We start from the raw sequence: 24,352 nt of genomic DNA, 5'->3' as shown, positions 1-24,352 counted from the left end.
TGGATTGAGAAAACAACAACACGCTTTTTACAACCTAGCGCACAATCGTGATTTTCTCAGCAGCGCGCGTAATACCAGTATAAAGCCATCGGTCTTTGTGCTCGCGGAAAGCGCCGCTTTCATCAAACAGCACAACGTCATCCCATTGGGAGCCTTGGCTCTTATGAACAGTGAGTGCGTAGCCGTAATCAAACTCGTCAGAACGACGGCGCTTAGGGTATGGCAAGCTTTCGTATGTTCCTTGGAAAAATTCAGGCGCAACCGATACAGCAACCTTTTTCGCTAAAACCTCATCTTCAGGTTCAACATCCAATCGTAACATGCCCTTGCGCGGTGATTTGGTGTTGGATACAGACCAAGTCCCGCCGTTGAGCAACCCCTTCTTCTTATCATTACGAAGACAAACCAGTTTCTCACCAGCAGCCGGTCGCCAATCTTTGTATCCGTGAAGCTCGCGAATGCGGTTGTTATAGTTACGCCGTGTCTTGTTCATGCCAACCAAAACCTGATTGGTTTCTAGGATGGTTTCGGCATTTATGTCATGGCGAGAAATAACGCTGCTCTCTCCATATTGCCCATGAGAAATCCCCCTGCCCTCACGCACATCCATTGATAGACGAATAATCGGGTTGTCTTCTGCTTGGCGATGAACATCGGTGAGCATGATGTCTGGCTCATGATCCGTAAAAAAGCCGCCGCCCTTTACAGGTGGCAATTGCGCAGGATCACCCAGCACCAAAACAGGCACTCGAAACGACAACAAGTCTTCTCCAAGTTCCTCATCCACCATCGAGCATTCATCAATGATGATTAAGTCCGCTTCAGATGCAGGGGCATCACGACGGATGGCAAACAGAGGCTGTTCGCCGTCGTCTTCATCGTCGTCAGAATTGCCTGCAGGCCGATAAATCAAGGAATGAAGTGTTGACGCGCCGTCACACCCTTTTTGCCGTAAAACATGCGCTGCTTTGCCGGTAAAGGCGCCAAAAAGCACATCGCCATCGACACCTTCAGCCAGATGGCGTGCTAGAGTTGTTTTACCCGTTCCTGCAAAACCGAACAGACGAAAAACCTGACTATCCTGATTGGATATCCATCTCGACACATCACGCAGAGCTTTTTCTTGCTGATTAGACCATTTCATAGAAATTATTCGTCTTTTTACCGATACAAACAACGCAACAAGTAAGCCGATTCCTTTATCCGATGCCATTCAGAAAAATAATCGCCACAATTGTTTCTCATTAAACGCTCGCCAAAACGAGGTTTCTACCCTAGACTATCTTTACTGACCTGTTTTGACTGACTGAAGACCAAGACTAACGGCCTTGAAATAATTCAAATGCGGCGGACTTGAAAACTCACTCCCAGAACACGGTTACGGCCTCTCTTTCGCGAGAGGGGGAACACGCCATGATTTGAAGGAGAGTTCTAATGGCTACGGGTATTGTAAAATGGTTCAACGCAACAAAAGGCTATGGTTTCATTCAGCCTGATGCAGGCGGCGCTGACGTTTTTATCCACATTTCAGCAGTTGAGCGTGCTGGCATGACGACACTAAATGAAGGTCAAAAGCTAGAATTTGAATTGGAAGAGCGTCGCGGCAAAACGAACGCAACCGATTTGAAAGCAGCCGAATAAAGCTAAATCGACAAGAAATTCGAAAGGCGTCCGTCCAGACGCCTTTTTTTATTGCGTGTATTAGGAATATATTTTTTTACTCATATTCAGTTAAACTCATACTTAAAAATATCCAACAAATACAGTATCTTCATACGTTTCATGGCTAGAAAAATTGAGATTAACTTCTAATTCTCATAGCCATTCAATTGAAATTTCTGGTGTAATTGGCTGGCCGCACAGCATTTTCAACTGCCATTATCACCCACAGCTGCACCAAACTGTAATTCATGCAAATGCTGATAGAGGCCACCCTCCTTCAAAAGCTGATCGTGGCGCCCGCTTTCGACAACCTTCCCATCTTTCAGCACATGAATACAATCGGCATTGCGAATGGTTGCTAAACGGTGCGCGATAACAAGGGTTGTGCGACCCTTTTTCAAACGATCAAATGCATCTTGAACCAACTTTTCAGATTCAGCATCAAGCGCGGATGTCGCTTCATCCAGCAACACAACACGAGCATCTTTTAAGATGGCACGGGCTATTGCGAGCCGTTGGCGCTGACCACCGGAAAGACCAGCCCCATTTTCCCCTAACATCGTGTCATAGCCGTTCTCTAACCCTATGATAAAGTCATGGGCATGGGCATCACGAGCGGCAGCTTCAACGTCCTCATCCTTCGCATCAGGCCTGCCTGCAAGAATGTTCTGTTTCACCGTTCCATTGAACAAGAAAATATCCTGACTAACGAAAGCCAACGGGGAACGAAGGCTTTCAATTGTCGCGTCAGCAATGTTTTGACCATCAATTTCTATGGTGCCTGTATCGACATCATAAAACCGCTGGATCAGATGCATCAACGTGGTTTTGCCGCCACCAGACGGGCCAACCAAAGCTGTCGTTGAACCACCCTGTGCCGTAAACGATACATCATCAATGACAACATCAGCACCTTCAAGCGTGCCTGGATATTTGAAACTAATATTCTTCAAAGCAACAGCACCGTCGGTGACTTTGACCGGTTTAGCATTTTCTTTTTCGAACACTTCTAATGGTGCATCAAGAATTTCATACATCAAACGGGCACCAACCAAACCATCTTCCAGATTGAGGTGGAGGCGAGCGAGGCGTTTTGCTGGTTCATAAGCAAACAAGAGGGCCGTTAAAAAAGCCATGAAGTCAGCAGGCGTCTGCCCATCTGATGTCGCTTTCCACCCTGCATAAAAAATCATCAATGCAACACAAACACCGCCAAGGGTTTCCATCACCGGACTGGTGCGTGCGATCAAATCTGCCACTTTGTTGTTGCGGTTAGCGACATGCTCAACAGCCGTTTCCATACGTTCTCGCATTTGGCCTTCCATCTCAAATGCTTTGATGATTTGGATGCCATTTGACGTATCTTGGAAAACATTGATCACTTCCTTGCTCGACAAAAAGCGCTGATGCGCAACTTTGCGAACACGGCGAACAAGCGAGGCGACCGTTATAATAATAGGAGGCGCGATGACCAGTGCTAGAAAGGCCAAAAGCGGGTCTTTCAAAATCATCACAACAATAAGGCCAATAAGCGTTAAGAGATCGCGGCCAAAACTGGTTACAACCAGCTCAATAACTTTACGGGCACCTTGCGCATTGTTTGAAAGTCGCGTGACCATATCGTGGGAAGGATAACGCAAATAAAAATTGCCGCTTTGCCTCATATAGGCATCGTAAATTCTCATTTGCAGCTTGGCGACAATGCCGTTACCGACTTTCGCTAACGTGACAATTTGAAGGTAGGTCGCCACCCCTTTAACGGTGAAGATCACCACAATTGAACCCGAGACTAATTTAATTTTGTCAAGATCACGCTCAATGAAAAGGCTTTCAATAACATCACTCATTATCCACGCACTCAGCGCTGTCGCTCCAGCAACCAACACCATGAAGAAAATAGCCATTGCATAGCGTGGCCAGCTATCATTGAAATTTTCAAGGATTAGCCGCTTGATCAGTTCCCAAGAACCATCCGCGTCAAAAAATCTGGGTGCGTTGTCTTTGCGAGCCATTCAATACCTGATTTTAACGGCCAAAACTGACCTCACCAATCGAGTTCGGCTTCTAGCAGAAATATTCATTGTTCCACTACCACATTCTCATGTTTCACTATAAATTCGAAGAACATTCACAATAAACACAAACAAGGCAGTGACTTTATGGCAAACACAGGTGGCGAGATTTTGGTCCAGTGTCTTGAAGCGCAAGGCGTAGACCGCGTCTTTTGTGTGCCCGGCGAAAGTTATCTTGCCGTCCTCGATGCTCTGCATGGTCGAGAAATTGATGTCATCAATGCACGCCACGAAGGCGGTGCAGCCATGATGGCAGAAGCCGATGGGAAAATGACAGGCCGCCCTGGTATTTGCATGGTGACACGCGGACCAGGAGCCACGAATGCTGCGGCTGGTGTCCATATCGCCAAACAAGATTCAACGCCGATGATATTGTTTGTCGGCCAAATCGCACGAGACATGCGCGGGCGGGAAGCGTTCCAAGAAGTCGATTACCGTCAAACTTTTGGCGATCTTGCAAAATGGGTCGAAGAAATTGATCGCGCCGACCGGATACCAGAAATTCTAAGCCACGCATGGCACATCGCCATGAGCGGACGCCCCGGCCCTGTCGTCTTGGCTCTGCCCGAAGACATGCTGCGCGATATTGTACCTAACGAGGCAGGACCGAAGGTAGAGGTTGCAAGCCCTGCCCCTAACAGACATGAAGTCGCGCACTTTGAAGAAATGCTCTCACAAGCAGAACGCCCTTTCCTCATTTTAGGCGGTTCGCGCTGGGATGCCGATGCTGTCGCAAAAGTCCAACTGTTTGCAGAACATCACAATCTGCCAGTTGGTTGCTCTTTCAGACGCCAATCTCTTTTCGATAACTTGCACCCCAATTACGCAGGCGATGTCGGCCTTGGCATAAACCCAGCACTTAAAGAACGGGTTGCAACATCTGACCTTGTTATCTTGCTGGGCGCACGCTTTTCAGAAAACCCAAGTCAAAATTTTAGCCTTTTGGATTTTCCAAAACCGAAACAGAAGTTAGTTCACATCCATTCAGGTGCCGAAGAGCTTGGCCGTATTTACGCACCCGATCTGGCGATGAATGCGACGCCTGCAAGTTTCTTGGATGCCGTTCGAGATATTAAACAACGCCCACCTTCCACCGCTATCGAAGAAGCCCATGCCGCCTATCATCAATGGACGGATAAGGTTCCAGAACCTGCCAATGCCGATTTTGCAGATGCAGGCAAAATCATGGAACAACTTCGTGACCTGCTACCCGATGATGCGATCATGGCGAATGGCGCGGGCAACTATGCCATTTGGTTGCACCGATTTTGGCGTTACCGCCAATATGGCTCGCAGCTCTCCCCCACATCCGGCTCTATGGGCTACGGCCTACCCGCGGCCATTGCTGGCAAACTAAGGAACCCAGATAAACCCGTTATCTGTTTTGCGGGCGACGGTTGCTTCCAAATGGCAGGACTTGAATTTGCAACGGCTGCACAAACAGGCGCCGCCATTGTCGTTTTGGTTTTTGACAATGGCCTTTATGGCACCATCAGAATGCACCAAGAACGCGACTACCCAAACCGCGTTTCAGCAACAACGCTTACCAACCCCGATTTTGCACTATTAGCAAAAGCCTGCGGTGGATACGGTGAATTGGTAGAAAAAACCGAGGAATTTACCGCTGCATTTGAGCGAGCAACTAACAGTGGCCTGCCTTCCATCATACACATAAAAACCAATCCAGATGTGATTACGCCAGCCACAACCTTGACCAAATTACGCAACGCGGCCAAATAATTTAAAAACCTATATTTAAAATACAAGGAATATTACATTTTATTTCAACAACTTAATCAAAAGTAACATAACTGGCAAATACATGTGATGTGTAATTTAGCACATTACCATTGAAATCCTTCCCCTACATTCCCAAATATAGTTCAACGGAAATCGAACACCCGTTATGAAAACGAGACAAGGAGGGTAGAATGACTAAACTACAAGCAATTATGACAGTAACGTTTGCCCTTGGCATCTTGATTTTTGCCTTTACCGGACAGGCGAAAATTGGATCACTTATCTTGGCCGCAGCGATGTTTGCAAGCGTGACCACCGTGTTACACGGACTTGCCCTAGAAACACGCATCAAACAAACTGCTGGCGAAGGTTTCAACAAAAATTAGGTCCTCCAGACCCCCGCAACTTGGACCCTTGCCCCCTTATCCAAGTTGCCCTTAAACGAAGCGATCATGCCCTCGATCGCTTCGTTTTGCTTTTGTAGGGTGCTTATGATTGTGTGACCTCTAATTTCCAGCTACAAGAATGAAATGACTGATACAAATACTGAACTACTTAAACTTGTTGCGCTTGACGAAGAAGATTTGGTTGTGTTTTCAGCCTATCTACAAGACGCGGTTATGCGTGTTGACGATCTGAACTTTTCGCCAAAGGAAAACCGCTTTGCACTCGCTGCAAATCGCTTCGTATGGACCAAAGGGCAGCCCGGCAAAGGCCGCGTTGTCAATGAGCGTCGTCGCACAGCCATCCACTTTGACCATGTTGAAAAAGTTCAAACCTACAATATTTTGCGCGATCAGCCTGATGCGATTTTAAGTTTGCTTGCTATCCAATATTTGCCATCGGATACGCCTGCGGGCACCATTGATCTGATTTTCTCAGGAGATGGCGTTGTCCGCCTTTTTGTCGACTGCATCGAAGCGCAATTGGCAGACCTTGGCGGCGCATGGGAAACCAAATCTCGCCCAGAGCATGCTTTAGACGGTTAAACGTCAATCATAAAACCATCCTAAATTAAAATCAGGCGAGCAAAAATATCAGCTGCCCGCCTGAATTAAGCTTTTAGCGTCTAACCACGAACCTAGCATTCGCCGGGCGTGGCAAGAACAACTGCTTACAATCCCCAAGACGATTGACGATCATCCACGGATGACTAACGAATGTAGAAAACGATCTCGACTGGCCAGGTGGAATAACGCCATAGGATTTTGGAATTCCCTGATAGTCGATCCACATAACTTGACGCCGTCTGCCAGACCTATTCACAAAGGTTACACGCGTGCGACGGTTGGCGTTCTTTGAAGCGATACGACCAAGTCTGTTACATGAAATTTCCCCACCAACTGTATTCGTTCTTGGCGGAACAGGAGGGTTTGTCGGGTTCTGCGGCGTCACTGGATTTTGCACCACAGGTTTTGGACGGCACCCGCTAAGAAAAGCATTCACAGCGCGGCGGCTGCCAGAAAGACGCATGGAGCGGCGTTGACCAAAGGTGGAATAAGAAATCGAATTTTTGCGGGCAAGTGCACTCCAAAGTGGGTCGTTAACTCCAAGAGAAACCCGAATGCCTGCAATACGCTCTTGTGTATTACCTGCCCCCGCTACACGACCAGAATACCGCTTGCCAAAACCATTGGTATTAAATTGGATTCTGGCATTTGCTCCATTTTTCTGCCTGCCAACATTAGCTGAGATGACAAAACGCGGCGCACCACTTCCCCGCACACAACTCGCTCTAAAGGTAATCGCATCCGTTTCTGGAATACCATAATCCAAACGATGGACACGACGGCCCTGCGATCTGCTTGAAAAATGCTGCCATTTGCGTCTATCGATAGGTGGAGCGGCCACGACTGGCGGCGTTGTTACAACGGGCGGAGCGGTTACAACAGGTGGCGCAGTTACAACGCCACCACCAGTATTTCCACCCGGTGTATAAACTTGCGGAGCTGAAGGTTTCGGCGGCGCGACAGGTTGGGTTTGTGTGCCAGACTGGCCAGCAGGTACGCGGCGTACAAACTCAAATGTCGTAATATTGTAAAGCGGGCTGAATGTTGGTGTGCCGACAGCAAAAAGAATTTGGCCTAAATTAATATCCAAAACCAAAGTAACATTTCGGCTGGAATCAAAAAGCGTCACATGGCTAGTTGTCGCTGATTGCGCAATAAATCGATAAACGACTTGTTTGGTCTGAGAGGAAATTTCATCCCATTGACCATTGCCGCGGTTGCGAAATTCGCCTTGTTGAAAGCGCACTACACTGAGTTCAGAACCGAACACATGCGCGATGGGTAAATTCTTTTTCACGAAACTAAGCGCCTGTGCTGGGGCTGATAGTCCAGTGCCTATTGTAACGGCGATTGCACTAGCGCTTGCGAATTTTAAAAACTTCAAAATATGCATTTATTTATCCTCATCTAATCCTTCACGCCCATTAAAAATTTGATTAGGCGGTCAGTAAAACTCAACCATTTTTCCATTCCATAAGATAGGCCAAGTAATCTGAACAGCTGATGACTGGTAAAAAGCAACAAATGAGGGCGAAATAGTGGACACAAAGCCAAAAAGCGCTACAACCACAACGAACGATGACCAAGCTAGATCAGGAGCCAACTTTGGTTCAGCGCCTCAATCAAAACGATCCAGATTTCAACAATGATTTCCAATCCATGCTCAACGCTAAGCGCGAAGTATCGGAAGATGTGGATACTATTGTCCGCGATATTATTGAGACGGTTCGCACTCATGGTGATCAGGCTGTCATTGACTACACGCTGAAATTTGACCGCACGGATCTTTCAAATTCAGGTCTTGCGATTTCATCCCTTGAGATCGATGAAGCCCTAAAAGCTTGCGACGCTGAAACGTTGGAAGCACTTGAACTTGCAGCTAGTCGCATCCGCTCCCACCACGAACGTCAAAAGCCGAAAGATGACCGGTATGAAGATGCAATCGGCGTGGAGTTGGGGTCACGCTGGACGGCACTTCAATCTGTCGGTCTTTATGTTCCAGGCGGCACGGCAAGTTATCCAAGCTCCGTTTTGATGAACGCCATTCCTGCAAAAGTTGCTGGTGTTGACCGCGTGGTGATGGTGGTTCCAACACCTGATGGGGAAATCAATCCGCTGGTTCTAGCTGCTGCTAAACTTGCTGGCGTCGATGAGATCTACCGTATCGGCGGAGCACAAGCTGTCGCAGCCCTTGCATATGGTACTGAGACGATTGCCCCTGTTGCCAAAATAGTTGGCCCCGGCAATGCCTTTGTCGCAGCCGCCAAACGTCGCGTATTTGGCACAGTCGGCATTGATATGATCGCAGGCCCATCAGAGGTCTTGATTGTGGCAGACGGCCACAATAATCCTGATTGGGTAGCACTCGACCTATTGGCACAAGCAGAGCACGACACCGCCGCGCAATCCATGTTGATGACGGATGACGCAGCCTTTGGTGAAGCCGTTATTGAAGCCGTTGAACGCCAGCTCACCACTCTACCGCGTGAGAAAGTTGCGCGCGAAAGCTGGGAGACTTATGGCGCTGTTATTTTGGTTGATGACGTCAACAACTCAATCGCCCTCATTGATAGGATTGCAGCCGAGCACTTGGAAATTGCAACAAGCAATGCCGATGATCTAGCAAACCGTGTTAGAAATGCAGGTGCGATTTTCATTGGTGCCCACACCCCAGAAGCAATTGGCGATTATGTTGGCGGCTCTAACCACGTTTTACCAACCGCGCGTTCTGCCCGTTTTTCCTCAGGTCTTTCCGTCCTCGACTTCGTCAAACGCACATCAATTTTAAAATGTGGACCAGATCAATTGCGCGCCATTGGCCCTGCTGCAATATCGCTTGCGAAGGCAGAGGGACTTGACGCACACGGTAAGTCTGTCAGCATTCGTCTAAATCTCTAAAACCAACGTGTGAGTCGGCAACAACCAAACATCCCCATGTCCGCAGCAAACAATGATAAAAACAACAGGCTGGTCAGCGTTACGCTGGATGAAGCCTCCATTGGCCGCGCGACACCGGATGTCGAGCAAGAGCGTTCTGTTGCGATTTTCGACATTATTGAAGAAAATTCCTTCCAACCCACAAATCATGAGGGCGGGCCTTACACGTTGAAACTTTCTAATCTCGATGGCCGCTTCGTGATGGAAATTGGCGAAGACGGGTCGGAGGCAACCATCACACATATTTTGTCGATGACGCCGTTTCGTTCCACCATCAAAGACTATTTCATGATTTGTGAGAGCTATTATGCGGCGATCCGCTCTGCAACTCCGGGTAAGATTGAAGCAATAGATATGGCAAGACGCGGCATTCACAACGAGGGGTCAGAGCTTTTGCAAGACCGCCTTGCGGGTAAACTAGAAATTGATTTTGACACAGCCCGCCGCCTCTTTACCCTCCTTTGTGCCCTACAACCGAAGGGAGGCTGATATGGTAGATGCGACAATAAAAGCAGGCAATGCTGGTGACGGTGCTCCGCAATCCGTACTTTTCGCCTGCACCATGAATGTCATCCGCTCGCCAATGGCCTCTGCCATTGCACGGACCTTGTATCCAAAACAGATTTATTTCCGCTCCGCAGGCGTCTTCTCCGGCGAAAACGACCCTTTCGTTAAATCCGTAATGAATGAGGCGGGCGTCGACATTTCGACGCATAATCCTAAAACCTATGACGAATTGGGCGAAGGTGAATTTGATCTGATCATAGCACTCACCCCCGATGCACGCGATCGAATGGCAGAGATAACCGACGTTGACCCCGCAGATATTGAGCTGTGGGCCTTGCCTGATCCAACACTATCGACCGGTAGCCGCGACCAGAAAATGGACGCTTATCGGGCTGTAAGAGATGAACTTGCCCGCAAAATAAAGCAGCGTTTCGACTGGCAAGAATAGCGCACCAGATCAAAAAATCGAGACGTTCATCAAAAAACCAATCAATCGGTTCACTTTTTGCGATTTATTCTGTAGTTTCCGGCAAAATCAGTCTATGGGGCTGATACAGCAGTCAATCATAAAGGATGAGAATGGCTAAAGAAGAGATGCTTGAGTTTCCTGGCGTGGTCAGCGAACTTTTGCCCAACGCGACTTTCCGCGTCAAACTCGAAAATGATCACGAGATCATCGCCCACACAGCAGGCCGCATGCGCAAAAACCGGATTAGGGTTCTTGCGGGCGATAAAGTGTTGGTGGAAATGACACCTTACGACCTTACAAAAGGCCGTATCACCTACCGCTTCAAATAAGCTTTTAGCACAGGGTACTTCGTCATGGCAGAGCAACGCTCCAAGCCAACGCTCATTTTAGCATCATCGTCTCCGCGACGTTTGCAGCTTTTGCAACAGGTGAATGTCGAACCCGACCACCTGATGCCAGCGGATATTGACGAAACACAACAGCGCAAAGAATTGCCAAAAGATTTGGCGCGCCGCCTTGCTCGCACCAAGGCAGATGTATGCGCCAGACAAGCCATTCGTGATGGCAGACGTGAAGGCGCTTATATTCTAGCAGCCGATACAGTGGTTGCTCGTGGCAGACTTGTTTTGCCAAAAGCAGAAACCATCGATCAAGCTTCTGATAACTTACGCCACTTGTCAGGGCGCGCGCACCGTGTCTTTACAGCCATTTGTTTAATGACACCGGGCGGCAAGGTTGTGAATAAATTGGTTGAGACCCGCGTTCGTATGAAACGCATCTCAGCCCTTGAAAGCGAAGCCTATCTTGCCTCTGGCGAATGGCGCGGCAAAGCAGGTGGTTATGCCATCCAAGGTCTTGCTGGTGCATTCGTCGTGAAGCTGATTGGTTCATACACTGGCGTCGTTGGCCTTCCGCTCAATGAAACAGTGAATATGCTCGCAGGCGAAGGCTATCCCGTGCATTTTTCTTGGCTCGGCCTCGACTAATGGCACCCAAGCCAGCCAAATGCCCAATTTGTGGCAACCCAGAACAAAAAGCGACAGCGCCGTTTTGCTCTGATCGATGCAAGGATATTGACCTTAACCGATGGCTGGGTGGTGGATATGGCATTCCCGCCAATGACCAAAGCCCGCCGGATCTTGCAGAAAACGACAATAGTCGCGATGATTAGGCACTTAGAAACCTAGTCTTTTGGCTTGTTTCGTCGCCTTGGAAATTTTCTTTTATTTCTGACCATTACACCACTGGACAGGCGAATATGAAGGCTCTATAACGCGCCCTCAGGATGCTTGTTCGTCCTCCGCTTATTCAATGATGACAACCGTCTTGAATTTGCATGCCCGGATAGCTCAGTTGGTAGAGCAGCGGATTGAAAATCCGCGTGTCGGTGGTTCAAATCCGCCTCCGGGCACCATTTTTATCTCACGCAAATTCGCTTCGCTCACTGCTCCGATGGGGCGGACAGCCGTCCGGATCGCTCTTCGCTCGCAAGTGCAGTCTGAGGCACTATCGTTTTATCTCACGCAAATTCGCTTCGCTCACTGCTCCGATGGGGCGGACAGCATATTGGATGCCATTGCAGAAGTGACCAAACGACAAAATAACCAATATGTGTTTTAGAGATAATGCAAAGCATCAAACTTTCCGAATTAAGAGCCCCGTATCGAATATCATAAATTGCTCTTCATCGACATACTCAACACCATCACCGCTCGTTAAAGCGTACCGAGTTTGTCCTTCACCTTTACTCTGCTTTTCTCTTATCGGTTTAAAAACACTAATTTTAGTCCATTGTATTACCGTATAAATATTGCCCTCTTCGTCTTGGCAATCGAATCTATCGATTTCTTTTTGTTCCATCTTTACTCTCCAATGAATGGGAGTGCGCACCACATCGCCTCCCTATTTTGCGAGCGTACACTATTCGACATTTAGAATAATTTTTCTTATGTAAATCAGCCCCAATCGTCTGCGGACGCTATCTGGTTAATGGCATGCTTAGCGAACTTTGGGAGCTATTCCAATACGATATCTTTACAGTTCCCATCGGTTGATAGTTTACCAAAAGATCAAAGCGGTTTCTGCATTAACGCCGCAACTGCACCCAACAGCAACAAGCCAGCCGCAACGAGCAAGCTTACGCCGATATTCTCAAACAGATCACCAACAATTCCGGCACCATAAGGCCCAAGGGTCTGCGCTACGGCGAAGATGACAGTGAACAAGCTAATGGCCCGCCCCCAACTTTCTGGCGGCAAATTTTGGCGGGTGAAGCTTGTGACGGCACCCGGTGCCATAAACACCGACAAGCCAAACACCACGGCAGAAAACAACAACACGGGACCATTAGGCAGCACCACAGGAAGAGCTGAGCCAATCGCGACGCAGACCAAAATCAACGCCAAAGGAAGTCCCGACGCATAGCGCTCTAAGATAGGCCTCCAGACTAAGGGCGAAAAACACAAACACACGCCAAGCAAAACCCAGACAAAGGCAATGAATAAGGCGCCCGTTCCCTGCTCGCTCATCCATGCAGACAGGAACGTTAGATAGACGATGTAGCCCAAGCCAAACCCTCCGTAGCCGATGATCTCCGGCAACATACGGCGTATTGGCAGCGGGACGGCTTCGGCTCGTTCTTGTTTGGGAACATGCAATTGCATAGAAGCCCAAAGACTAAGCGGTAGAAATGACAGCGCTGCAAAACCAATAAATACCCAACCGTTCGGCCAAGCGCTCGATCCATAGGCATCCAGCATTAATGGGAGAACAGCGCCAGCAAGCACAATCCCCAAACCACCACCTGTACCGAACAAAATCGCAATGGCCAGCGCATTGCGTCGTTTGTCATCTTGAAACAAACCTGCCGCCAATGCCCCAGCTGTTGAAAACGACATTGCACCAAACAACCCTGCCAAGATCCGCCACAAGGTTTGCCACCAAAGAGCCGTATTGAGGCCTGTCGCTAGAAGCGCCAAAGTGGTCGTGATCAACCCAAAGGCGAACAAATGCGCTGGCGTGACCCGCCTAATCATCAACATGGTTATGATAGCGCCTGCAAGATAACCAAGCGCGTTTGCTGTGTTCAGCCAACCGGCCTGCGCATAACTCCAACCCATTTCAGATTGCATGGCAGGCAATAACAACCCATAGGCAAACCGCGCTAAACCATTGGTCGCCGTAACACCCAAAGCAAGACCTGCCAGCACAAGCCATGGACGGGATGGCGTGGCACTCATGGTCGGTTTCCTTCGAAGCTTTTTGAGTGTTCAATAATGCGATTGCACGCTTCTTCAAACGGCTCATCATCAATGGTGAGTGCGACCCGCACCCAGTTTTCAACCGTTGTCCCAAACGATGAACCGGGCATAACGGCAACCTCAAATTTCTCTAAAAGGTCCAGCGCATAATCGCGGCCTGATAGACCTGTAGAAGATACATCCACCATTGCAAACATGCCTGCTTGCGGCATTGTCGCTTGCAAGCTTGTCTCTTTTGATAAGCGATCAACCAGCAGAGCCGCGCGCGTGGAAAAACGCTCCTTCATGCCCTTCGCCACAGATGACCCATCACGAATTGCTTGCGCTGTCATGTCCGCGATAAAGGGCTGGCTACCAAACAACATTGCTTCTGAAAACGGCAACAAGCGCTCGATAAATTCTGATGGCCCAACACACCAGCCGCTTCTAAAACCGGGCGCTGCATGTGATTTTGAGATCGACGAAACAGCAATTGCACGGTCGCTCAAATCAGGATTAGAAAGCGGGGAGTAGAAGGTGTTCCCATCAAACACCAATTGATCATAAACCTCATCAGACACGATCCAAAGATCATGCTCTTTCGCGAAGGCGCCAATTTCAGCAACATCCGCCTCATTCAAAATCGCCCCTGTTGGGTTATGCGGAGTGGTGAGCAATATCGCCGTTGTGTTTTCGCTCACATATTGGCGCAGATCATCGACCGACAAGCGAAATCCATTTTCAGAACGCAGAGGAACAGGCACCACCTTTGCACCACTGGCCCGAATAACACCCTCATAGGTGGCGTACATTGGATCACCAACAAGCACTTCATCTCCCGCTTCAGCAATGCCCATCAATACGCTGAACAAGCTTGTTTGCGTTCCAGGAAAACAAAGAATGTCTTGGACACCAAAAGAACGGCCCCGCGTTTTGGTATAATGAGCTGCCAAAGCCTCACGCAGTCCTATTTCACCGCGCCCATCTGCGTAATTGGTTCGGCCTTGATGCATGGCAGCACTTGCTGCATCAATCAACTCAGCTGGCATTGGCACATCAGGCTCACCAATTGTCACCTCGATAATATCGCGACCTTCAGCAACAAGCGCGCGGGCCTTTAGATACAATTCCCACTTATCACCGCCCGTCCCCTGCAAACGATCCAAAATTGCCGTTTTTCTCATTAGGATCCCCCTAGCCTCGTGCACCGCAATATAAACCATCAAATTCAAACGCTTCTAACAGGGTAATTGAATCAAACAATCCGCTTGTACATTCAAATTAAATGCGCATGATAGCAATAGAAATGTAGCTGAGTTGGCGGGAGGGGAAACTTCAATGACCGTTTTTCATCCGTCCAAAACAAGTGGCTTTTGAGTAAATGAGTATGCTTGACGTAAAGAATATCCATAAGTCTTTTGGAACCCTTGAAGTTCTCAAAGGCATTTCGTTGAGCGCCACTGAAGGTGATGTTGTGTCAATCATCGGTTCTAGTGGCTCAGGCAAAAGCACTTTTTTAAGATGCATCAATCTCCTTGAACAACCATCACAAGGCGAGATTTCCCTTAATGGTGAAGCGCTTGAGTTTAAACAGGGGAAAGATGGTTTAGTGCCTGCTAATAAACGGCAGGTCGAACGCTTCCGCTCGCAGCTAGGTATGGTCTTTCAAGGCTTCAATCTCTGGCAACATATGACGGTTTTGCAAAACGTCATTGAAGGCCCTATTCAAGTTTTAAAAACGCCAAAAAAAGAAGCGATCGAGCGGGCAGAGGGTATTTTAAACACCGTCGGTCTTTGGGAAAAACGCGACCAATACCCAGCCTTCATGTCAGGCGGCCAACAGCAGCGCGCGGCCATCGCTCGCGCTTTGGCCATGGAGCCACGGGTCATGTTGTTTGATGAGCCAACCTCAGCTCTCGATCCTGAACTGGTCGGCGAAGTGTTGAAAGTTATCCGCTCCTTAGCCGAAGAAGGCCGCACCATGATTATGGTGACACACGAAATGAAATTTGCCCGCGATGTTTCCTCCAATGTTGTCTATCTGCATGAGGGAAAAATCGAAGAGCAAGGTCCACCATCAAAATTATTCGGCAATCCAGACAGTGACCGCTGTCGGGCGTTTGTCCAATCGGTTCATTAGAGCCACCACTAAAAGGGAGAACAATATGAAAAAAATTATCACAATACTCGCAGGCACTGCAGCCGCTTTATCCATGAGTGCACAGCTGGCATTCGCTGACCTTAAAATCGGCATCGCAGCAGAAGCTTATCCGCCATTTGCTGAAAAAGCAGCAGACGGCACATGGAAAGGCTGGGAAGTGGATATGATCGGCGCGGTATGTGCTGCAATGAATGAGAAATGTGAAATTGTGCCCATCGCATGGGACGGCATTATTCCAGCGCTTTTGGCAAAGAAAATGGACGTGATCATGGCATCTATGTCGATCACTGAAGAGCGCCAAAAAACCATCGCGTTTTCTGACAAATACTACAATACCCCTGCTGTGATCGTTGCGCCAAAAGGTTCAAGCATCAGCGGTGATGCAGCAAGCGTTAAAGGCAAAATCGTTGGCGTTCAGGTTTCAACTATTCACGCAAACTACGTTGAAAAACATTTTGGCGACGCGGATGCAAAATCATACAACACCTTCGATGAGCACAACCAAGACCTCGTCGCTGGTCGTGTTGATGCTGTTGTTGGCGATTCACTTGCCATGCAACCATTCCTTTCAAGCGATGCTGGCAAAGGTTTTGAGATCAAAGGTGAGCTCAACGATGTTGCAGTCTTCGGCCCAGGTGTCGGTGGCGGCTTACGCAAAGAAGACACTGATCTTGCTGCAAAACTAAACGCAGCGATCAAGAAAGTCCGCGAAGATGGCACATACGGCGAGATCTCGAAGAAATACTTCAGCTTCGATATTTACGGCGGCTAATCACGCCTGCGAACCTAATACCAACGTGCTGGTGGCACCATTGCCACCAGCACTTCTCACCTTACAAAAGCGCGTCATTTCCCTATGGAACAAGCCCTCGAATATTTAGCCTTTTCACCGCCTGGTTGGGGCGGAAATTTGCTACGGGGTTTACTGAGCACTCTTCAAATCGCGTTTGGCGCTTATGCGCTTGGCCTTTGTCTTGGCCTTTGCGGTGCTCTGGGCAAAATCTACGGTGGCCCCGTGACCAGATGGGGGCTTGAAATATACACCACGCTCATCCGCGCGGTGCCTGAACTGGTACTCATTCTTCTGCTTTATTATGCTGGCACAGACCTCCTCAACACAGCTCTCGAGAGTTTCGGCTATGAGCGTGTAGATATTGATGGCTTATGGGCTGGCATCTATGTCATCGGCTTTGTGCAAGGCGCTTATTCAACTGAAGTGTTCCGCGCAGCCTTTCAAGCCGTGCCAACTGGCCAAATCGAAGCCGCCCGTGCCATCGGCATGTCACCGTTTAAAAGCCATACCCGCGTGGTCATCCCAGCGATGATACCCTTCGCTATTCCCGGCCTTGCCAACCTGTGGCTTATCACCACAAAAGACACAGCCCTTTTGGCCGTTGTAGGCTTCAGCGAATTGCTGTTAGAAACCAAACAGGCCGCAGGCGGTACAAAATCATATTTGTTGTTTTATTGTGCCGCAGCCGTTCTCTACCTCCTTGTCACCCTTTGTTCCAACGTCATCTTCGGCCAGATCGAGCGCCATTATCGACGTGGACAACCGGCACAGACATAGGAGCAGCACACGATGGAATGGTATTGGCTCCCTGAATATGCACCCCGATTTGTCGAAGGGGTTTGGCTTACAATACAATTGCTTTTACTGGCGATGTTTTTTGGCATGGCAATAGCCATACCCGTCGGCCTCGTTCAGGTAACAGGCCCTCGCCCACTTGCATGGTTGGCAAAGGCATTCACAACCCTCATTCGGGGAACGCCGTTATTGGTTCAAATCTGGCTGGTCTATTACGGGCTAGGGTCGTTGTTTCCCTCAATTCCTGGAATTCGAGAAAGCTTCCTCTGGCCAGTCTTGCGCGATGCTTTCCCTTATGCCGTGTTTGCCCTCACCTTAAGTGTTGCAGGCTATGAGGGAGAAATTCTTCGCGGTGCTTTTCGCAGTGTACCAAATGGCGAACTGGAAGCCGCGCGTGCCATGGGCATGTCTCGCTTCACTATTTTGCGCCGCATCTGGCTACCACGTGCGCTTCAAAATGTGTTCCCAACACTCACCGGTGAATTCATTTTGACACTGAAAGCAACGCCGCTTGTTTCAACAATCACGATTTATGAAGCTTTTGGCGTTGGCACTATTGTGCGACAGGAAACATACCGCATCTACGAGCCGCTCTTATTACTGGCGGCCATCTATGCATTTTTAACGCTCATTCTTGTCGTGATCTTCCGCTATTTTGAAAATCGCATACCAAAGCGAGCGCTGTAAGTCTTGTTCAATGCGATAATTGCTATCGCGCAACAAAACGCCAGCTTTACATTTATTTACAATAGCGATGAAAACCCGAAACATAAGCGGTGCATAGTCCGATCATGGCCGAAACTGAAGGCTTAACGATAACGGAGAAATACTATGAAAAAGAAACAACAAAAACACGCAGCCAATACAACCCAAAAAAGCTTTATGTTGGCTTTAGGAATGATGGCGGTTCTAGGTGCCGGACTTGCTACAACAAGTATCGTTTCATCCAATTCAGCTTTGGCCCACAGCCAAGAAAAAGCAGATAAAGGTGGCGACCGCACTCACAAGAAATCTAAACGTTCGCGCCCAACAGAAGCACAGCTCGAAGAACGCGCCTCTCGTATGATCGAGCGTTTGTCTAATGAACTTGGTGCAAATGACATCCAGCGGGAAAAAATAAGTACGCTTGTTATGACCTTCACGAAAGATGTTCGCCCATTGCGTAAGCAAGCACGGAAAATTCGCAAAGATATTGAAGTGCTGTTGCTCAAAGATAACATCGATCGCGATAAAGTCGAAAAATTGCGCAAAGAGAGACTAGCCGAAATTGATCGCGCAACAGGCAAAATTACTTTGGCAATGGTTGAAGTTGCAGAAGTTCTATCGCCAGAACAACGTCGCAAGTTGAGCGATAAGCTCGATCGCATGGGCAAAAAGCGTTGGCATCGTCGCTAGAGGCATGGTTTAACCCCTCCCATGACTGAAACACTACTCATAGTAGAAGATGATGCCCGACTAGCCGAGATGGTCTCTGACTATCTCGGCTCGTTTTCCTACAAGGTAACGATTGTTGGAACAGGGGCTGATGCCCTTGCCGAGCAAAATCGACACCCCTACGACGCGCTCATCCTTGATCTGGGTCTGCCAGATATAGACGGCCTTGATTTATGTCGCACCCTTCGCGCCACATCCAATATTCCCATCTTAATGTTGACAGCAAAAGGTGACTTGATGGACCGCATTGTGGGGCTTGAAATGGGGGCTGATGACTATCTTGCCAAACCCTTTGAACCACGAGAATTACTCGCGCGATTACGCGCTATTTTGCGCCGACAAAAAGACCCAACCACTGATGACACATTAAAATTTGGTCGGTTGGAAATTCGCCCAAGTTCAATGATGGCGCAACTTGACGGAAAACCATGCACACTCACGGGACATCAATTCAAACTACTGGAAGCGCTTGCTAAAGCGCCAGGCAGAGTTTTAAGCCGCGACTATTTGATGGATGCCTTAAAGGGTGAAAACCTTGAAGCATTTGATCGTTCAATTGATGTGCATATTTCTCGCATACGCGCCGAGATAGAGGATGACCCAAAAGCACCAAAGCGCGTCATCACTGTTCGCGGTGCGGGTTATGTCTTTGCCAAAGAACAGGACTAAAACAATGCTGAAAAGGCGCCTGTATCTCCAAATTTATAGTATTTTTCTCATCAGCCTAATCGCTGTTGTTGTAGCTTTTGCTATATTCACCCATCTCAACAGATCAGGGTCACAAGATCAGACGTTAGCAAGAACTTTGGGCCGCTTGATCGTTCTTTCCGTTCCAGAAAAAAACCTCCCTCTAGCCGAGCAGCAAGCAGAAATAAAAGAGCTTGGGCGTGAATTACAATTATCCCTTACTTTATTCGATGCTGAACAACAGCCAATCGCGCATGTTGGGGAGTTGTTAAAACTACCTTCTCATTTTGTAACCGCACAAAGATCCCAGATGCGCCTTCCAGGTGGCAAAACGGCGCTCAAAACAGCTGATGGTCGTTTCTTAGTGGTGAGCGGCATTAAGGCTCCGCCTTTACGCCCAATTACTCGTATTTGGGTTTTCCTTATTGCCACCGGACTTGTTGTGAGCATCGTTGCTTATCCCTTCGTCAAACGACTAACGCGTCGACTGGAAGCACTGAAACACAGTGTCGAAATCATTGGTTCTGGTGATTTAAAAACACGCGTTGCGGTGGAAGGAAATGATGAAGTTGCCTCCCTAGCAACCAGCTTTAACGCGGCAGCCGAGCAAATAGAGGGGCTTTTAAATTCACAAAAAATGCTGCTCGCTAATGCGTCCCACGAATTGCGGACGCCTTTGTCACGCATTCGTCTTGGCATTGAACTCTTAGAAAATCCGAAAAATTCTGGCCGTATTTCTGATCTACGCGGAGATATTGCTGAACTTGATGATTTGATTGATGAAATCTTGCTAATGAGCCGCCTTGATACAAAAACCGATGTTATTTTGGAACAAGGCATCGACCTTGTAGCCATCGCCGCAGAAGAAAGCGCGCGGTTTGAAGATTGCCACCTTGAGGGCACAGCTCCCTTGATAACAGGTGATCGCCGCTTATTGGCACGCCTCATTCGCAATCTTCTACAAAACGCTAAAATACATGGGAAATCGCCAAGTCACATTGCATTGGATAGCCGAGACGGCCACATAGTCCTGACCGTAAAAGACGCTGGTAAAGGCTTCCCTGCAGGAGAAGAAAGTCGACTGTTTCAAGCCTTCCAACGTGGCCGTGACCGGCAAAATGTTTCTGGGTATGGCCTCGGCTTGGCCTTGGTTCAACAAATCGCCGAAGCGCACAAAGGGACTGTCGAGATTGTTCCTAAATCCGAAGCACAATCAGCTGTTCGCGTTTTCCTACCCGTAAACTTGGGCGGATAACGGGTTAAGGCTTTTAAAATGGTCTGTGTGTTAGAAAACGCTTAGTCGTTTCTCATTATCGGGAAACATCTGGGGCGAAATAAACATATTGGAAATACCGTGAAAATTGCTGTTGCTGGACTTGGTTATGTTGGGATGTCAAATGCTGTGCTGCTTGCACAAAAATATGACGTGGTTGCAGTCGATCTTTCTTCAGAGCGTGTTGACATGGTCAACAACAAAAAATCCCCCATTCAGGATACAGAAATTGAACATTTCTTAGCCGAGAAAGAACTCAAATTATCAGCAACGACCGATGCAGAAGCGGCCTATAAAGATGCAGACTATGTAATCGTCTCCACGCCAACAAATTATGATCCGAAACACAATTACTTCGACACATCTTCTGTTGAAGCCGTGATTGATCAGGTTACTAAAATCAATCCAACGGCAGCAATCATTATCAAATCAACCATTCCCGTTGGATATGTCGAACGCGTTCGTAAAGACAAAAATGTCGACACAGTTATCTTCTCGCCTGAATTTTTGCGCGAAGGACAAGCACTCAAAGACAACCTTTATCCCTCACGCATTATCGTTGGCGAAAAATCAGAGCGGGCTGAAATCTTCGGCAATATGCTGAAAGAATGCGCCCACAAAGAAGATGTCGATGTCCTGTTTATGGGCTCTTCAGAAGCGGAAGCCGTTAAACTCTTCGCCAATACATACCTTGCCATGCGCGTTGCTTATTTCAACGAGTTAGACAGCTACGCATTATACAGTGACCTCGACATCAAGGATATTATTGGCGGTGTATGTCTGGATCCTCGGATCGGTAAGCATTACAATAATCCATCCTTTGGATATGGCGGTTATTGCCTGCCTAAAGATAGCAAACAGCTTCTGGCAAACTACAATGCTGTCCCACAAAACATGATCCGCGCCATTGTTGATGCAAACTCAACGCGGAAAGATTTTATAGCAGAGCGTATCTTAGACAAATCACCAACCGTGGTTGGCATTTATAGATTGACCATGAAGGCTGGCTCAGACAATTTCCGCGATAGTTCAATCCTTGGCATTATGAAGCGCATCAAAGCCAAAGGTATCGAGGTGCGTGTTTATGAACCGCTGTTAGAAGATGAGCTCTTTTTCAATTCGCCCGTCATTCGCGGTATCGAAGCGTTCAAACAAGGCTGCGATGTGATTGTCGCAAACCGCCTCACCGATGACATTCGCGATGTAGAAGATAAAGTATTCACACGCGACGTTTTCGGCGACAGCTAAGTTTTAGAGAACGGACAATGCCTGCTCCAAATCAGCAAGCAAGTCATCAGCTCCTTCAATCCCGACTGATAAACGAAGCAACCTGTCATCAATGGCAGGTTCTACCGTGTTGCGATGTTCAACAAGACTTTCAACACCGCCAAGTGATGTTGCGCGCTTGAACAAGTTCAAACGCCCTGCCACCGCTAAAGCTTCCTGCTTGCCGCCTTTAACAAGAAAAGACACCAAGCAACCAAAGCCGCCCGCCATTTGTTTCGTCGCGAGACTGTGCCCTGCATCATCGGGAAGTCCCGGATAAAGAACACTCTCAACATTCGGATGGCTTTCAAGCATCTTGGCAAGAACAAGCGCCGTATCACACATCCGCTCCATGCGAAGCGGTAAAGTCCGCATGCCTCTAATCAACAGCCAAGCCTCAAACGGGCCAATTACGGCACCCGCATCATGTCTATCTGTGGAGATCGCCTTCCATAGATCGCTATCAGCATTAGAGGTGGCCAGAAAACCAGCCAACACATCGCTGTGCCCGTTAATCCCTTTGGTTGCTGAGTGCATAACAATGTCTGCACCGAACGCGAGCGGATTAGATAAAACCGGCGTTGCAGCCGTTGAATCAACCACAAGGGCTGCACCCATTTGTTTTGCAAGCGATGAACAAGCGGCAATATTAGTGGTTTTCAAAAACGGATTTGACGGCGTTTCAATCCATAAAATATCGGCAGGCTGAGCGACCGCTTCAAGGTCCGATAGGGTTGAACAATCCACCTCAATCAGCTCAATTTGTCTGCGTGCGCAAAACTCGCGGGTCCATTTGGTGGTTCCCCAATAAATCGCATTCTGCATAATGATGCGCCCGCCATTGGGCACAGTACGCAATACAGCCGCAACTGCTGCCATGCCTGTTGGGAACAACAAGCCATCATCCGCCTTTTCAGATTTCGCCAAAATTCGTTCAGCAAGGCGGGCTAAATCATTATCGTCACGGCTATAAAGGTGGCCATCTGAAACCAGTTGATTGTGTTCATCCCGTGCAAAAGTGGTCGCTGGTTGAATGGCGGGAACCACAGCACCGTTTGCTGGATCAATCACCCCGTCTGCCTGCGCAAACAACGTCGCAAGCGACACATCATCCTTGGTTGAAGTCATTGGGGAACCTTCATGCAAACATGGAACTAGACGGGCGACCATACAGCGGCGTTTTATCAAGCGCAATTTTGCAATGTGACAAAATGCACAGCAGAAATAATCCGCTCCGCTTATTTTTGAAACATCGGAGATTAAAAACAGCAAAAAGCTGGGAGACACATAATGACCAACACATTTAAGCACGCACTCAAAGCCACATGCATATTAGCAATCGGCGCATCATTTTTTTCGAGCGGAACAACCACAGCAAACGCCGCTTCAATTGAAGTCTACGTTTGCGATGCTATCGGAGATGGCCACTACGAGATTTCAATCCTTTCAGACCGCTCAACGTCGGCCCGCGTTTCTTATGTCATTCAAGGCAATCAGCACAACCTCAACGGCCCTTACAATTATTATAAGCGCGCCGGTCAAAACTGGGTTGCTGGTAACGGGTTTGATTTTGCTTATGCCAATGGGCATGGCAATTTCCATGATAAAAACGCAAACGCATTCTCCGACTGTCGCAGCGGGGCTCGTAATAATGGCCATCAAACAGATCACGGCCAAACCGACAATGGCAGTCCAAGCAATCACCTACCTGGTGCTACTTTAAATATTAGAGCACTTTCGCTTGGTGGATCCTTACGCAATGGGCCTGGAATTAACTACCAAAAAGTCGGTAGTATTCGTGGTCGAGCTCCTATCACACTTGTTCGTAACACCGGTGTTCGCATGAACGGTTATGACTGGTTTGAAATTATTGCGCCTAAAGGACGCCGAGCTTACCAGTGGGGTGGCATCATGTGTTCACCACGCCATTATATCGCTGGTGTTTTCGAGCGTTGCAATTAAATTCCAGCGACTCGCTGAAATACGATAATAATTTCTATGTTGCGGCGCAAAAGCGCCGCAAAACAACTCGCCTTTTCTAATCGTGTTGGTTTATTACTTGCTCATCAAATTCTATCTCTAGACTTTTAGGAAGTCATGACACGACTAACACACCTTCAACGGCTTGAAGCAGAAGCCATTCACATTATGCGTGAAGTGGCGGCAGAAGCTGAAAAACCCGTTATGTTATATTCGGTTGGCAAAGATTCAGCCGTTATGCTGCATTTGGCTCAAAAGGCCTTTTATCCATCAAAGCCCCCTTTCCCGCTGATGCATGTGGATACCACATGGAAGTTCGGCGAGATG

The 24,352-nt window shown here is 48.2% G+C and carries 27 protein-coding genes and 1 tRNA gene; 21 read left to right on the top strand and 7 right to left on the bottom strand.

Features of this window, described 5'->3' with window-relative positions; translation table 11 throughout:
- Positions 1-34: 34 nt before the first annotated feature.
- Positions 35-1,144 (bottom strand): AAA family ATPase, encoded by a 1,110-nt coding sequence (locus tag ABJO30_05000; GenBank protein MEP3232164.1) that lies wholly within the window; start codon positions 1,142-1,144, stop codon positions 35-37.
- Between the two features lie 290 nt (positions 1,145-1,434).
- Here ABJO30_05000 and ABJO30_04995 point away from each other — a divergent pair, with 290 nt between their 5' ends.
- Positions 1,435-1,641, top strand: coding sequence for a cold-shock protein (locus ABJO30_04995; GenBank protein ID MEP3232163.1), 207 nt, complete (start codon positions 1,435-1,437; stop codon positions 1,639-1,641).
- Positions 1,642-1,868: 227 nt separating this feature from the next.
- Here ABJO30_04995 and ABJO30_04990 read toward each other — a convergent pair whose 3' ends face one another.
- On the bottom strand, positions 1,869-3,674 hold the full coding sequence (locus ABJO30_04990; GenBank protein ID MEP3232162.1) for an ABC transporter ATP-binding protein: 1,806 nt from the start codon (positions 3,672-3,674) through the stop codon (positions 1,869-1,871).
- A 147-nt stretch (positions 3,675-3,821) separates the two neighbouring features.
- Here ABJO30_04990 and ABJO30_04985 point away from each other — a divergent pair, with 147 nt between their 5' ends.
- The 3 genes from ABJO30_04985 (at position 3,822) to ABJO30_04975 (ending at position 6,463) form a co-directional block, all read left to right on the top strand.
- The gene (locus ABJO30_04985) at positions 3,822-5,474 is read left to right on the top strand and encodes a thiamine pyrophosphate-binding protein (GenBank protein ID MEP3232161.1); all 1,653 of its coding nucleotides are present in this window, start codon (positions 3,822-3,824) and stop codon (positions 5,472-5,474) included.
- A gap of 191 nt (positions 5,475-5,665) precedes the next feature.
- Positions 5,666-5,860, top strand: coding sequence for a hypothetical protein (locus ABJO30_04980; GenBank protein ID MEP3232160.1), 195 nt, complete (start codon positions 5,666-5,668; stop codon positions 5,858-5,860).
- A gap of 144 nt (positions 5,861-6,004) precedes the next feature.
- A complete protein-coding gene (locus tag ABJO30_04975; GenBank protein MEP3232159.1) occupies positions 6,005-6,463 on the top strand; it encodes a DUF2948 family protein in 459 nt (152 codons plus the stop codon).
- A gap of 73 nt (positions 6,464-6,536) precedes the next feature.
- Here ABJO30_04975 and ABJO30_04970 read toward each other — a convergent pair whose 3' ends face one another.
- Positions 6,537-7,877: a hypothetical protein gene (locus ABJO30_04970; protein MEP3232158.1), complete on the bottom strand. Its 1,341-nt coding sequence runs from the start codon at positions 7,875-7,877 to the stop codon at positions 6,537-6,539.
- Between the two features lie 212 nt (positions 7,878-8,089).
- Between ABJO30_04970 and hisD the strand changes: the two genes are divergently transcribed.
- The 7 genes from hisD (at position 8,090) to ABJO30_04935 (ending at position 11,811) form a co-directional block, all read left to right on the top strand.
- A complete protein-coding gene (gene hisD, locus ABJO30_04965) occupies positions 8,090-9,382 on the top strand; it encodes a histidinol dehydrogenase (protein ID MEP3232157.1) in 1,293 nt (430 codons plus the stop codon).
- A gap of 36 nt (positions 9,383-9,418) precedes the next feature.
- Entirely contained in the window at positions 9,419-9,910 is a 492-nt protein-coding gene (locus ABJO30_04960; protein ID MEP3232156.1) for a UPF0262 family protein, read from the top strand.
- Position 9,911: 1 nt separating this feature from the next.
- On the top strand, positions 9,912-10,376 hold the full coding sequence (locus ABJO30_04955; GenBank protein MEP3232155.1) for a protein-tyrosine-phosphatase: 465 nt from the start codon (positions 9,912-9,914) through the stop codon (positions 10,374-10,376).
- A gap of 131 nt (positions 10,377-10,507) precedes the next feature.
- Positions 10,508-10,726 carry a translation initiation factor IF-1 gene (gene infA, locus ABJO30_04950; GenBank protein ID MEP3232154.1) on the top strand — a complete coding sequence of 73 codons (219 nt, stop codon included), beginning with the start codon at positions 10,508-10,510 and terminating at the stop codon, positions 10,724-10,726.
- Positions 10,727-10,750: 24 nt separating this feature from the next.
- Positions 10,751-11,383, top strand: a complete 633-nt coding sequence (locus ABJO30_04945; GenBank protein MEP3232153.1) for a Maf family nucleotide pyrophosphatase — start codon at positions 10,751-10,753, stop codon at positions 11,381-11,383.
- Positions 11,383-11,568, top strand: a complete 186-nt coding sequence (gene yacG / locus ABJO30_04940) for a DNA gyrase inhibitor YacG (GenBank protein MEP3232152.1) — start codon at positions 11,383-11,385, stop codon at positions 11,566-11,568. Before ABJO30_04945 ends, yacG begins: the two co-directional genes overlap by 1 nt.
- Positions 11,569-11,735: 167 nt before the next feature.
- A tRNA-Phe gene (locus ABJO30_04935) sits at positions 11,736-11,811 on the top strand.
- A gap of 221 nt (positions 11,812-12,032) precedes the next feature.
- Here ABJO30_04935 and ABJO30_04930 read toward each other — a convergent pair.
- The 3 genes from ABJO30_04930 to ABJO30_04920 all read right to left on the bottom strand — a co-directional run bounded on the left by ABJO30_04930 (position 12,033) and on the right by ABJO30_04920 (position 14,820).
- Positions 12,033-12,257 carry a hypothetical protein gene (locus ABJO30_04930; GenBank protein ID MEP3232151.1) on the bottom strand — a complete coding sequence of 75 codons (225 nt, stop codon included), beginning with the start codon at positions 12,255-12,257 and terminating at the stop codon, positions 12,033-12,035.
- A 209-nt stretch (positions 12,258-12,466) separates the two neighbouring features.
- Positions 12,467-13,636: a YbfB/YjiJ family MFS transporter gene (locus tag ABJO30_04925; protein ID MEP3232150.1), complete on the bottom strand. Its 1,170-nt coding sequence runs from the start codon at positions 13,634-13,636 to the stop codon at positions 12,467-12,469.
- Entirely contained in the window at positions 13,633-14,820 is a 1,188-nt protein-coding gene (locus ABJO30_04920) for a pyridoxal phosphate-dependent aminotransferase (GenBank protein MEP3232149.1), read from the bottom strand. The genes ABJO30_04925 and ABJO30_04920 overlap by 4 nt, the downstream gene beginning before the upstream one ends.
- 203 nt (positions 14,821-15,023) lie before the next feature.
- Between ABJO30_04920 and ABJO30_04915 the strand changes: the two genes are divergently transcribed.
- From ABJO30_04915 to ABJO30_04880, 8 genes are all read left to right on the top strand, one after another.
- Positions 15,024-15,776 (top strand): ABC transporter ATP-binding protein, encoded by a 753-nt coding sequence (locus tag ABJO30_04915; protein MEP3232148.1) that lies wholly within the window; start codon positions 15,024-15,026, stop codon positions 15,774-15,776.
- 25 nt (positions 15,777-15,801) lie between these two features.
- The gene (locus ABJO30_04910) at positions 15,802-16,569 is read left to right on the top strand and encodes a transporter substrate-binding domain-containing protein (GenBank protein ID MEP3232147.1); all 768 of its coding nucleotides are present in this window, start codon (positions 15,802-15,804) and stop codon (positions 16,567-16,569) included.
- A gap of 84 nt (positions 16,570-16,653) precedes the next feature.
- Positions 16,654-17,367, top strand: coding sequence for an ABC transporter permease (locus ABJO30_04905; protein MEP3232146.1), 714 nt, complete (start codon positions 16,654-16,656; stop codon positions 17,365-17,367).
- 12 nt (positions 17,368-17,379) lie between these two features.
- Positions 17,380-18,072: an ABC transporter permease subunit gene (locus tag ABJO30_04900; protein MEP3232145.1), complete on the top strand. Its 693-nt coding sequence runs from the start codon at positions 17,380-17,382 to the stop codon at positions 18,070-18,072.
- Between the two features lie 144 nt (positions 18,073-18,216).
- A complete protein-coding gene (locus ABJO30_04895; GenBank protein ID MEP3232144.1) occupies positions 18,217-18,780 on the top strand; it encodes a Spy/CpxP family protein refolding chaperone in 564 nt (187 codons plus the stop codon).
- Between the two features lie 21 nt (positions 18,781-18,801).
- Positions 18,802-19,488 (top strand): response regulator transcription factor, encoded by a 687-nt coding sequence (locus tag ABJO30_04890; GenBank protein MEP3232143.1) that lies wholly within the window; start codon positions 18,802-18,804, stop codon positions 19,486-19,488.
- Between the two features lie 4 nt (positions 19,489-19,492).
- On the top strand, positions 19,493-20,761 hold the full coding sequence (locus tag ABJO30_04885) for an ATP-binding protein (protein ID MEP3232142.1): 1,269 nt from the start codon (positions 19,493-19,495) through the stop codon (positions 20,759-20,761).
- 99 nt (positions 20,762-20,860) lie between these two features.
- Positions 20,861-22,027 carry a nucleotide sugar dehydrogenase gene (locus ABJO30_04880; protein ID MEP3232141.1) on the top strand — a complete coding sequence of 389 codons (1,167 nt, stop codon included), beginning with the start codon at positions 20,861-20,863 and terminating at the stop codon, positions 22,025-22,027.
- 3 nt (positions 22,028-22,030) lie between these two features.
- On the opposite strand, the gene ABJO30_04875 is transcribed toward ABJO30_04880, so the two are convergent.
- Positions 22,031-23,173: a PLP-dependent transferase gene (locus ABJO30_04875; protein ID MEP3232140.1), complete on the bottom strand. Its 1,143-nt coding sequence runs from the start codon at positions 23,171-23,173 to the stop codon at positions 22,031-22,033.
- Between the two features lie 162 nt (positions 23,174-23,335).
- On the opposite strand from ABJO30_04875, the gene ABJO30_04870 reads away from it, so the two are divergent.
- Both ABJO30_04870 and ABJO30_04865 read left to right on the top strand, forming a co-directional pair.
- Entirely contained in the window at positions 23,336-24,007 is a 672-nt protein-coding gene (locus ABJO30_04870) for a hypothetical protein (protein ID MEP3232139.1), read from the top strand.
- Between the two features lie 135 nt (positions 24,008-24,142).
- Positions 24,143-24,352: phosphoadenosine phosphosulfate reductase family protein (locus tag ABJO30_04865; protein MEP3232138.1), on the top strand; the 210-nt coding region annotated here is incomplete at its 3' end.

The organism is Hyphomicrobiales bacterium (genome assembly GCA_039973685.1).
GTDB lineage: Bacteria > Pseudomonadota > Alphaproteobacteria > Rhizobiales > JACESI01 > JACESI01.
This window is presented reverse-complemented; position numbering and strand designations above follow the sequence as displayed.